Origin of the sequence: Acinetobacter sp. 1424608 (genome assembly GCF_000588255.1) — a bacterium.
Classification (GTDB): domain Bacteria; phylum Pseudomonadota; class Gammaproteobacteria; order Pseudomonadales; family Moraxellaceae; genus Acinetobacter; species Acinetobacter nosocomialis.
The window spans coordinates 1-11,833 of record NZ_JFXL01000037.1; the positions used below are offsets into that span (position 1 = coordinate 1).

At 38.1% G+C, this 11,833-nt stretch carries 11 protein-coding genes and 1 pseudogene; 3 read left to right on the top strand and 9 right to left on the bottom strand.

Annotated elements, in window-relative coordinates; translation table 11 throughout:
• Positions 1-251, top strand: a 251-nt coding sequence (locus tag J678_RS0104735) for an IS256 family transposase (protein WP_002055036.1), incomplete at its 5' end; no start/stop codon positions are given.
• Positions 252-282: 31 nt separating this feature from the next.
• Positions 283-3,021 (top strand): annotated as a pseudogene (locus J678_RS22470) (DUF2339 domain-containing protein); the annotation flags it as partial.
• On the opposite strand, the gene J678_RS22475 reads toward J678_RS22470, so the two are convergent.
• Both J678_RS22475 and J678_RS22480 read right to left on the bottom strand, forming a co-directional pair.
• Positions 3,011-3,928, bottom strand: coding sequence for a mechanosensitive ion channel family protein (locus J678_RS22475; protein WP_004883114.1), 918 nt, complete (start codon positions 3,926-3,928; stop codon positions 3,011-3,013). The pseudogene J678_RS22470 and the gene J678_RS22475 sit on opposite strands and share 11 nt — an antisense overlap.
• A 9-nt stretch (positions 3,929-3,937) precedes the next feature.
• On the bottom strand, positions 3,938-4,759 hold the full coding sequence (locus J678_RS22480; protein ID WP_002054549.1) for a hypothetical protein: 822 nt from the start codon (positions 4,757-4,759) through the stop codon (positions 3,938-3,940).
• 96 nt (positions 4,760-4,855) lie between these two features.
• Between J678_RS22480 and gspE the strand changes: the two genes are divergently transcribed.
• On the top strand, positions 4,856-6,346 hold the full coding sequence (gspE, locus tag J678_RS22485) for a type II secretion system ATPase GspE (protein WP_016805398.1): 1,491 nt from the start codon (positions 4,856-4,858) through the stop codon (positions 6,344-6,346).
• A gap of 55 nt (positions 6,347-6,401) precedes the next feature.
• Here the strand turns inward: gspE and J678_RS22490 are convergent, their stop codons facing one another.
• The 7 genes from J678_RS22490 to J678_RS22520 all read right to left on the bottom strand — a co-directional run bounded on the left by J678_RS22490 (position 6,402) and on the right by J678_RS22520 (position 11,367).
• Positions 6,402-6,833, bottom strand: a complete 432-nt coding sequence (locus J678_RS22490) for an organic hydroperoxide resistance protein (RefSeq protein WP_000051124.1) — start codon at positions 6,831-6,833, stop codon at positions 6,402-6,404.
• A gap of 87 nt (positions 6,834-6,920) precedes the next feature.
• Entirely contained in the window at positions 6,921-7,358 is a 438-nt protein-coding gene (locus J678_RS22495) for a MarR family winged helix-turn-helix transcriptional regulator (RefSeq protein WP_004710519.1), read from the bottom strand.
• Positions 7,359-7,516: 158 nt separating this feature from the next.
• Positions 7,517-7,894, bottom strand: coding sequence for a DUF4951 domain-containing protein (locus J678_RS22500; RefSeq protein WP_002054542.1), 378 nt, complete (start codon positions 7,892-7,894; stop codon positions 7,517-7,519).
• 14 nt (positions 7,895-7,908) lie between these two features.
• The gene (locus tag J678_RS22505; protein ID WP_004710517.1) at positions 7,909-8,733 is read right to left on the bottom strand and encodes a carbon-nitrogen hydrolase family protein; all 825 of its coding nucleotides are present in this window, start codon (positions 8,731-8,733) and stop codon (positions 7,909-7,911) included.
• Between the two features lie 26 nt (positions 8,734-8,759).
• Complete coding sequence (gene gigB, locus J678_RS22510; RefSeq protein ID WP_000103065.1) at positions 8,760-9,281, bottom strand: anti-anti-sigma factor GigB; 522 nt, start codon at positions 9,279-9,281, stop codon at positions 8,760-8,762.
• A gap of 102 nt (positions 9,282-9,383) precedes the next feature.
• Positions 9,384-10,352 carry an RsbU family protein phosphatase GigA gene (gigA, locus tag J678_RS22515; RefSeq protein WP_017393767.1) on the bottom strand — a complete coding sequence of 323 codons (969 nt, stop codon included), beginning with the start codon at positions 10,350-10,352 and terminating at the stop codon, positions 9,384-9,386.
• 115 nt (positions 10,353-10,467) lie between these two features.
• A complete protein-coding gene (locus tag J678_RS22520; RefSeq protein WP_004883104.1) occupies positions 10,468-11,367 on the bottom strand; it encodes a VacJ family lipoprotein in 900 nt (299 codons plus the stop codon).
• Positions 11,368-11,833: the final 466 nt, after the last annotated feature.

Here is an 11,833-nt window from a genome sequence, read left to right on the forward strand (position 1 = left end):
CGATCTTTAGCTATCCAGCCGAAATACGTCATGCTATTTATACAACAAATGCGATTGAGTCGTTGAATAGCGTAATACGCCATTCAACGAAGAAAAGGAAAATCTTTTCATCTGATGACTCAGTAAAGAAGGTCATTTACTTAGCAACATCAAATGCTGCGAAGAAATGGACGATGCCAATTCAAAATTGGCGTTTAGCAATGAATTGGTTTACGATTCAGTTCGATGATCGATTAAAAGATCATTTATAAAAAATGGAACTTACACAAAATAATTTACAGGCTCGGTTTTAAATTTCAGAGTGCCGTTGTTGCTTTATCTATTGCTCTAACTGTCATACTAGTTCAGTCGTTATCAAATCTACATCAACGTTTAACTCATTTAGAACAACAGTTTTCTCGGCAGAGAACCCCACTTTATTCTATTCACATACAACGCACAGTCATTTATGCGGCTGCTTTAGTTGCATTAGTTGCTTATATCAATCATTGGATGTGGATTGCTGGTGGGGCATTACTGGTTTTATTGTTATGTTTGATTCAAACTATTAGTACATTTCATACTCGTCTATTGTTCCTCGAGACAGCCAAGCAAACAGTAAATGTAAATGAATCTATACATACAGAAGCGATCACACCTGTATTAGAGCAAGTTGATCCAAACAATATTACCGAGCCAGCTTTACCTGAAACAATAGCATTAAATCAAGAAGAACAAATAGTTCGTACACAGACCACTGCATGGTGGCAACCAGCAGTCGATTGGATGATTCATGGTAATCCAATTTTAAGGGTTGCTGTTGCTGTGCTTATGGTTGGGGTGGTGCTTTTACTGCGTTTTGCCAGTGAGCATTGGCAGTTGAGCTTAGGTGTGAAACTTGGTTTTATTGCCATTGCAGGAGGTGTATTAACAGCATTTGGATATACCTTGCAAAAGAAAAACCAGTTATTTGCTGTGGCGTTGCAAGGTGTCGGGTTAGCGATTGTCTTTCTAACGCTTGTGTTCTCGCATCATTTCGGTGTAATCGCAAGTCTAACTACAGCGAGTATTTTATTTGCTATTTTATTATCAATTACGGTATTCCTGAGCTTAAAACAACAAGCCATTTATTTAGCAATACTGGCACTCGGTATGGCTTATGCGGCTCCTTTAGTGATTCCGCAATATCGTCCTGATGTGATTTTTCTATTTAGTTACTATTTTGTCATTAATCTTGCGGTCGCTGCCGTTAACTTTATTCAGCCATGGAAAGTTTTAAATCAAATTGCTTTCTTTGCCACAATGTTTATTGGTGGTAGTGCAATCGCATTTTATGCCGAGCCAGCAAAATTTGGCACATTAGACTGGATTTTATGGTGTCATATTGCCTTGTTTATTTGGTTAAGTGTTCGTTATAGCCAAAATATATCTCGGGTTTCAGCACATGAAAAACAAGAGGGGATTCGTGTACCTCCACTCTTAGATGTTGGCCTTATTTTTAGTGTTCCTGTATTAGGCTTTACACTTCATGCTTATTTAGTTCATGAGTCGACCCAAGCTTTGACGATTGGTGCTGCTGTATTAGCGTGTACTTATGCGGTATTAACTTATTGGATTAAAAAAAACCATCCACAACTTTCAGTTCTTGCAAAAAGTTTTTTTATACTCGCGGTTGCTTTTTTTGCCTTAATTTTTCCACTCGCAAAAGGGGCGCACTGGACTGCTATTGGCTGGGTTGCACAAGGTACGGCTTTAATCGTTTGGGGAGTAACTGAGCGCTATCGTTTAAGCCGATATATTGGCGTAGTTTTAGTTTTACTCAGTTCACTTGCACTGTTTTATCAGGTTTGGGCAAATGAAAAGTTTCCAACGCTAAGCACTAGCATTTATGCAATTGCTCAATTCATTTCTGCTTTTTATTTATTGCAATACAACAGTAAAGAGCAACGCTATTTTAGCGCAAGTATGTTTAGCGGTATTTTCTTATGCTTAGGTATGTATGCGGGCGCCGTAGCTGGTATAGAAATAATGGCATGGCATCATCATGGTTTAAGTCCGTATTTGATCTTCGCTGTAGCCCTAATCGCAATATTTAGTGCAGTCGTACACTATAAATTACGTGTGCAATGGCAGAGTTTGCAGTTAATTTTAATTAGCCTGTTACTGTTGTTAGTTTTGGGGGAGGTCTCTGTTAGTCAAGTATTTACATTGTTTAAATGGGGAGACTCATTACAGCAAACTACTTTCCTAGTCGCTACAATTATTCTTAGCGGCTTATTTATTATGGCTCAACCACAGACGGGTGAGTCTGGATACTTAAAAGTCTGGGCTGGTTTAAGCTGGTTAGCGTTAGCAATAGTTGGCGTGGCTATTTTTCCAAAAATGCCAATTGTGGCTTTGGCTTTTGTTCCTGTGGCTTATTCGCTTTGGGCTTATAAAACTCATAAAACGACACTATTGCATCAAATTCCGGTGTGGTGTTTAAGCTTACTGTGGTTGCTTGCGGTGAGTATTGATAGCCATTCTGCCGAGTACCTTTATTTTATTCCTTTAATTAACTTAACGGACTTTCTTTCAATTGCGGTATTTGCAGGCTTACTTTTTATTATTTATCAACATGATTTTGATCAAGATAAGTCACTGGAGTGGACTTTTAAAATTACAACAATTTTAGTGGGCTTACTGGTATTTAGTAGTGTAGTCGTTCGAGGCTTGCACCATTACTGGGCAACACCGCTATGGAGTGCTTCAATTTGGACAAATGGTGTAGTACAGCTAAGTTTGACCTTACTTTGGGTTATTTTGGCATTTGTATTGACGACATTCTCTAGTCGAAAAATGATTCGTCAACTCTGGTTTGTAGGCGCTGCACTTTTAGGGATTGTTGTATTAAAGCTGATTTTGCTTGATCTATCGCAAAGTGCAACGTTAACTCGAGTTATTTCATTTATTGGAGCAGGTGGGGTAATGCTGATTATTGCTTATCTTGCACCATTACCACCATCATCCTCTGTAAAGAAGAATCAAGAGCCTAAGCTTTAGGCTCTCTTTTTAACTCTTTTTGATTACTGTATTGATCGATATCGTCTTCAGCAAAAATAGTAGATGGTCGATCAATTAATCCCATTTTAGGAACAGGAATCTCAATTTGGTTATCTAAAAAGCCATTTCGGATACGTTCTTGCATTTCATCTCGAACTTTTAAAGAATTTTCTTGGCGGCACCACATTGCAAATAAAAGCTCAATCGATGATTCCCTAAATGCAGTTACTGTAACCGCAGGTTTTGGGTCATCTAACACGAGTGGGTAATTTGCTGCGACGTTAAGTAGAACCTCACGGACTTTAATAATGTCTTCATGAAAGTTAATGGCGAGTGTAATTGGAATACGGCGTATCGGGTATTTAGATAAGTTGTGTACAGGGGCACGAATAAGTTGTTCATTCGGTAAACGAATATAGACGTTGTCGAGTGTAAGTAATTTTACTGAAAGCAAATCAATTGAGATGACTTCACCTTCGATGGTATTGCCACGAATGAGGGTGATTTGAATAGTATCACCGACTTCAAATGAACCTTCACCAATCAAAAATAAACCACTAATCAAGTTACTGGCAGAGGTTTGTGAAGCAAAACCGAGCGCTACTGTTAAGATCCCCGCTGCCCCTAGGAATACACTAAGTTTGAAACCGGCTTCTTTTAAACTCGTCATAATGAAGAGTAAGAAAATAAAATAGAAAATACCGCGGCGCCATACCAGACGCTGATGAGCATTAAAACGTGAGCCAACGGTTCTAATAAATGTATTGGAAATAATACGGGCAAGGACAAAACCAATAAAACAAAGCACAACACCGACTAAAATTTCACTGATACGTTCGGTATTAATATTGGTGAATATACTTTTGAGGCTATCAGCGATATCTCTAGGAATATTTGAATCAGCCATAAAACCCCCTTAGAAAAATGAATCAAACATATTAAATAGTGCACCGCCAGGTGAACGTGGGGGATGTACGTAAGTCACCTCACCTGCAAGAGGCGGTGTACGGTTTTCAATACGAATGCGGGCAGGGCGGTCAGACCCTTCATAATAAACTTTAATCTGTGAGGTCCATAAGCGTCCCGTACTTTCACTATAAAATAGCGGTAGGGCAGTAACCGGAACATTCATACGATCAAAGCGTAATTGATGATTACTGGTATTGTGAAAATCAATCGGCGTAACTGCTCTAAAAGCACGTGGTGTTAATAGATTTAAATCGGTACGTCCATCAACAGAGGTGGCATAGCAAATTTCACCTTGCTGTGCATTGGGTCCAAACCATGTATCTTTAGGCTGAATTACAGGAATCTCAAATAAAGGTTCATGCTGACTTTCAACTAAACCTGCAATCCATAAAGGAGTACTAATATAAAGAGTCCCTCGCTGACCTGCTGGAATATAAATTGGATCAACAGGTTTAATCACAACAGATCGGTCCGCCAAACGTGGCATGAGTAGAAACTTCGGATTAGTTTTTCTAAACATGTAACGTTCGACTTGAACAGTATGGGGGAAACCAAAATTTGCATCCGAGATAATGTGCCAATCTTGTTCATTATCATCTTGGAGAGTGGGACGATAATATTCGATACGCCATTCTTTTATGCCCCGCGTTAAACGAAAGAGCATTGAACCGAATTGCCATGCTTTCGACTGGTTAATTTCAAAGTGCTGTTCACCCCACCATTTTAAAGAATTCTGGGGGCGAGGCTGATATTCATTATTTTCAAACAAGACGTAAAATTCCTCTACCGAGTTGTTAAACAGACTTCACGCTGTAATCTGCTTAGAGTACACTCAAAATCATCTTACTCATCATTATAAATTGTGATGCAAATATTGAAACAAATACAAGTTCCATATAGTTTTGCCAAGCGTCATGGTGTTTTATTTCGTTATGACGGTGATCAAGTTTTTATTGTTAGACGTCAAAATACAGAAAAAATTGCATTGCAGGAAGCAAGACGAATTTTGGGGAAGCCTGCACATTATCAGCTATGTACTGAACAAGAGTTTAATAGCTTATTAAGTACGAGTTACGCTGGTGACACAGGGGAGTCGCAACAAGTTGCAGCAGGTCTAGAAGATCATCCAGATTTATTGAGTTTGGCCGATCAGGTTCCTGAAACAGAAGACTTAATGGACCAAGAAGATGACGCGCCTATTGTCCGTCTGATCAATGCACTTCTATCAGAGGCGATTCGAGTTGGTGCTTCTGATATCCATATTGAAGCTTTTGAAAAAAAGCTATCGGTTCGTTTGCGGGTAGATGGTCAATTACGTGAAATTGTACAGCCGCGCCGTGAGTTGGCACCGTTACTTGTTTCACGTATTAAAGTTATGGCGAAACTAGATATTGCCGAAAAGCGTGTGCCGCAAGATGGACGTATTTCTTTACGACTTGCTGGACGTGAAGTGGATGTGCGTGTATCTACTTTGCCTTCGTCTCATGGCGAGCGAGTTGTTATGCGTTTGCTTGATAAACAAGCGGGTCGCCTTAATATGACTCACTTGGGTTTAATGGCAAATGACTATGAGCGTTTAACTCAATTGGTGCATCGTCCACACGGAATTATTTTAGTTACAGGTCCTACGGGTTCGGGAAAAACCACTACCTTATATGCAGCTTTATCTGATTTAAATGATAATACACGCAACATCTTAACTGCCGAAGACCCAATCGAATATCAACTTGAAGGCATAGGGCAAACACAAGTTAATACCAAAGTGGATATGACATTCGCTCGTGCTTTAAAGGCAATGTTACGTCAAGATCCAGATGTTGTAATGGTTGGTGAGATTCGTGATTTAGAAACTGCTGAAATTGCAGTGCAAGCATCATTAACAGGTCATTTGGTTTTATCGACACTACATACCAATACTGCTATTGGTGCGGTTACTCGTCTTAAAGATATGGGAATTGAACCGTTCTTACTTTCAAGTTCTTTAATTGGGGTCGTTGCTCAGCGTTTGGTTCGTACCTTATGTCCACATTGTATGACATGGCGTGAAGCCGATACTTTTGAAAAGCAGGTTTTTCAGCATATTTCACATGAGCCAACTTTAAAGTTACCGGAAGCTCAAGGGTGTGAGCAATGTTCCCACTTAGGGTTTAATGGCCGTACAGCGATTTATGAAATTGTACCTATTGATGAACCTATGCGCCGACTCATTCATGGTAATGCAGCAGAGTTTGAATTAGAAAATCATGCCCGTCAGTATTCTGGTTCTATTCGAGATGATGGCTTGCGTAAAGTGCTCTCAGGCAAAACTACACTTGAAGAAGTACTTCGTGTAACTAATGAAGCAAGTGAAGCATAATACGAAAGATATAAAAAATGCCCGATAATATTCGGGCATTTTTTAATATGAATAATTATTCAGTCACAATATTAAAAGTTACATCAATATTGTTACGAGTCGCATTTGAATATGGACAAACAATATGAGCTGCTGCAACTAATTTTTCAGCTTCTTCGCGGTCCATACCAATTAAATAAACATTTAAAGTAACTTCAATACTAAAACCTGTAGGAATTGGACCAATACCAACTTCACCTTCAACATAAGCATCTTTGCTAATGTTGAATTTATCGCGGTTAGCAACAAATTTTAAAGCGCCTAAAAAGCACGCTGAATAACCAGCTGCAAATAATTGTTCTGGGTTGGTTACAGCACCACCAGCGCCCCCCATTTCTTTAGGCACACCAAGTTGTACGTCTAATACACCGTCTGATGAAGTTGCACGACCATCACGGCCACCAGTTGCTTTAGCTTTTGCACGATACACAACTTTTTCTAAAGACATCTTTTTATTCCTAAATTAAATTGAATACAAATATATCGTACACGACTTAAATATTTTGACAAGTTAATTTTGTAAAAAAAGTGGTGATTATTTAGCTATATTTGTACGAAGCTGTGTCAGTTGATCTTTTAGGCCGAGTAACGTGGTCATATCACAAGAACTTGCTTCCAATATATGAGCTGGAATATTCACTGCCCGTTCTTTAAGTTTTTTCCCATTTTCGCTTAACGTAATAATTACTTGTCGTTCATCTTCTTTTGAACGAGTACGATTAACAAATTGCAGTGCTTCTAGTTTTTTTAAAATTGGTGTTAAGGTGGAGGACTCTAAAAATAACTTGCTGCCAATTTCTGAAACAGTAATCTCATCTTTTTCCCATAAAACCAACATCACCAAATATTGAGGATAGGTAATACCTAATGGAGTTAAAAGTTTACGATAAAGTTGATTAAGAGCTAAATTTGTTGAATAAATGAGGAAACATAATTGATTCTCAAGCTTTAAGTTTTGACAGTCTTGGTCCATATATTCCTCAGAAAACTAATGGGTGCTTTTCTAGTATATCGCTTTATGTTTAATTTCTTAAATGTTCATAATTTTGAGTTATTGATAAAAATCAGATAACGCAAAAAAAAGAGTAATCAAAGGATTACTCTTTAACTTAAAATATGAATTTGAAACAATTACCAGAGGTCAGCAATTTTTTTCATTAAACGAGCACGGTATCTTGCAGTTGGATTGTTCTCATCGCGTTGTTGCTCTTGTTCGTAAAAATCCTGCCAAGCTGTAATCATTTCCAAGGTTGTGCCTTGTTTTTTTATCATAGAAACATCAGCTGGTTGAATATTTTCTAAACGTTGTCTTGCACCTTCAGCACCAGTTCCCCAGCCAATAATTCGTTGCCCAAAAGCAGGAAGAGGAATATTTTTTGGAGTAGGTGGAAAAGTATTTTGTTTAAGCTGTAAATTTGGAGAAACAAAATGATTTGTTGCACCGAAATCCGCTGCGTAACAGTGAATATTTGCCCCTAAGCAAAAAATGCTAAATAAGTATTTCCACATGAATAATTAAGCTTTTAATAGTGAATTAATTTACGATGAGTCATTAAAGGCATTGAAGTGCGAACAAGTTCTTGAGCAGCTAAATCAAAAGGTACAGTAATTAAACCATTACCTTCATGTTCAATCATACTTAAAATTTGTCCACGGCTATCAGTTGCTCCTGCATGTCCCCAAGTTTGACGTTTTTCCCCATGCCAACCTTGTTGTGCCGCTCCTAAAACATAGCATTGGCTATCCATTGCACGTGCTTGCAACAACAGCTGCCAGTGCATTTGTCCTGTTGTATAGGTAAATGCTGCTGGAGCAGTCAATAGATGAGCGCCTTGTTGTCTGAGGGTTAAAGCTAACTCGGGAAAACGCAAGTCATAACATACCATTAGGCCGATATTGCCAAAAGGAGTAGATGTGACTACAACGTCTGTTCCAGGCTCAAAGAAACGGGATTCTTGATATCCACCAACAGCATCGCCAACTTGTACATCAAATAAATGTATTTTGTCGTATCGTGCTTCTGTACCTTCAGGACTGATACATAAGCTTACTGTACGCACACGGCCATCTTGAATGATAGATCCATCTGGACGGAATGGGCAGGGCAGAGTACCTGCAACAATCCAGATTTGATATTGATGCGCAAGTTTTTCAAGTCTTTGCTGGATCGATTCAAATTGCTCAGCTGTTTCACGCTGTTTACCAGCAGCGAAACATACAAAGTTCTCGGGAAAAACAATTAAGCTAGCATTTTGAGCCTTGCTTTGCTGAATCAATGACTCAATTATTTGAAAGTTGCTTTCAATGTCATCTTGAGAATTCATTTGAACAGCTGAAACAAGAGTCATATACAAATCCCGATTAGCAATAAAATTTAGGCATTTTGCTTATCAGATACTTGTTCAAGCGTATCTTGTTCTTTCTGCAATTGCTTAACAAGTGGCTCAAACATATTCTGATTATTTGCATTGAGTTTCATCAATGTCTTATGCGCATCCAGAACAGTTCTTAGCATCGCATTATGAGTAATGTGTTCATCCGTTAACGTTAAAGTACAAACGTTAGGATCGCCACAATAATTCAGAATGACAAAAACCTGCCCTAGCCCCATGCTGTTGGCTAAGGTTGTGATATCTGGATTGGTAGATAGCATCACAGCTTGAATATGATGAGTCTGTTTCAGTTTTAAACCTAGCTTAGCTAAGATACCTAATACAGTACTATCAATAAATGTTGTTTGGGTTAAATCAACGATTGCACCAACAACATTCTCTTGCTGTTCAATTCTGTTTAAAAGTTTGTCTAGACTTATACAAGAATGGGCTCGCACTTCACCAATAAGTTTGAAAATATGCGTTCCATTTAAGCTTGCATATTCAACATGACCTGTTGACATATAAATGCCATTTTCAGAGAAGGATAGAAAAATTATCACATAGTGCCATCTCAGACTCAAGAGTCCTTAAGTCGTATATTTTTTAATTGTTTGATTTTTAAATTAATTCATTCGACAAAGACTAAAGATGGCAATGTCATCAGCAACATGATCAGGGGCTTGGAATGATTGATTTTGCAAATGTTGAACCAATTGTTGAAATTGATCATTCAATCCGCCATCAAATGGTTCTAATGCTCCATCTGAACAAACTATGAAACGTGCATGACGATTTAATGTGCAAACGTGTTCTTCAACTTCTAGTTCGTCAGTTAAACCCAAAGGAAAGCTACTAGTTGTTAAAATTTTTGGAGGTTGATTAGGTTCAAAAATAATTGGAGGAGGGTAGTGACCTGCGCTAGACCACCGAAGGCTATGTGTTTCCAGATTTAAAATACCAACTACAATTGTAATATGTTTTTCAATATTCTCTTGAACTAACATTCCATTTAATTTTTTAATCAACTGTCGCGGTGTTTTTGAACGACCATGAAAGGCAGCCATCCATGAAGTTAATAAACTGCTTGTAACACCGTGTCCCGATACATCGGCAAGATAGAATAAAACCTCTTTATCATTTAATTTCCAATAATCATACCAGTCACCTGATAGATAGGCGGAAGGTTGAAAAAAAGTTTCAACTTCATAATTTAATATATCAATAGGATTTGGCAATAAACGTTTTTGCAATTCTGCGGCGGAAGGTAAATCGCGACTATCTTGATTGCGTTTATATTGAGCATCAATCCTTGTTAATGCCTTGTTTAAATCTTGAGGTAACTGGTTCCATACCCATCCCGCAAGAGCACCTGCTTCCCATGCTTGAGCTAAAGCACTACCTTCATGCTCAAAAGCAATCACAATGGTAGGTAAACGCCATTTATGAGTCAGGAAATCTTGTACATCTGCAATTGCGATAATTGTTGGATCATATAAATCGAGATCATCTATGTGAATGACTTGTAAGTCTGGTAATGCTTCCAGAGCTTGCTCTAAGAAAGGGATAGAGCGGGTCGGTTTAATAAAATACATAGAAGATATGGTAGTCCTTTTACAAGATCACTTTATCCATCATAGAGGATGTATGATCAAAATCAAGGTATTGCCTTTTTATATGAAGAGTACAATACCTTGATTTCTTCTTTAATTATTTTTTAGTTTTAGTTTGACTATCATCTGGTACATCTTCAGATTCGTCATCATCAATAAAAGATACGTCTGCTGAATTACCTTTTTTCTCAGCAATCTGGAAAGCCTTACGTTGGAGATACAAATCGCGAATCATCGCATATTGATCACCTTGTATGGTTTGATCCAAATCTAGATATTGAGCACGTGTATCAATGGCCTGTAAGACATTAGTTGACCAGTAAAGACCATCTTGGTTATCCATGATGTACTTTTGTGGACGAGCCTGAGAATCTACAGCTAAGCCAATCCCATCACGTAATGTACTCGGTCCAAAGAAAGGCAACATTAAAAATGGCCCAGAAGGAACGCCATAATAACCAAGAGTGACACCAAAGCTTTCATCTTCAGGCGGAAGGCCTAAGCGACTAGCAGGGTCAGCTAAACCTAAAGTTGTTAATGTATTAACAGTAAATCGGCCGAGTGTTTTTGCTGCACGTCCAGGGCGTCCTTGAATTAACTGGTTAACAGCATTCCATGGCTCTCCAAGATTTTTACGGAATTGGCGATAAGAGCCACGTACATCTTCTGGAGTTTTCTCATTATATTGAACTGCAACTGGACGAAGAATATTACGGTCCAACATATCATTAAAAGAATAAATCGGACGGTTTAATGACTGTAATGGATCTTTTACTGTATCCGGTTGAGCAGCGTTTGCATTAATTTTTAAATCTTTAGCTTTTAGCGCTTTCAAGTCTTTAATAATTTGTGAGCGGGGACGGCCCTGCTGAGCCTCTGTCGAAGTAGCATCTTCCGGACTAGCGGCAGATTCTTCAGTAAGATTTTCCTGAGCGTGTGCTGAGGTATAAAGACCCACAGTTAATAAGCTCGATAATAGTAAATTAGAATAATTCATATAATTCCTTAACCGCTAGCCAGGCTCTGTTCAATATGCAGTTGGATAGAGATATATTTTAATACAGAAGCGATAAGCTATTATCAATGTAAAATTGGTCAAATAATATAGAAAAATGACTAAAAAGCCTAAAAAATGATCGGTTGGTGCGTGGGATGTTAAAAAGGTATTGCAAAGGTAAGTTAATGGTCTATAATGCACATCCATCGGCGGTGATGCAGATAGAAACTTGTTGAAAAACAGTTACTTGAGATTAAGTTGGTTACTTTAAGTGATGAATTTAATGTTAAGTTGGTTTGAAAGATAAGTTTTAAAAATATCGAAATTACCTGTTGACTTTTAAGAGATTAAGAGTAATATAGCCGACCTAGCTTGCTGGTGACGAACCAGGAAGAAGATCATTAAGAGAATTGAAGAACAACTTGTGTGGATTTTTACTGATTGATTAATCGAAATAATTTTCATT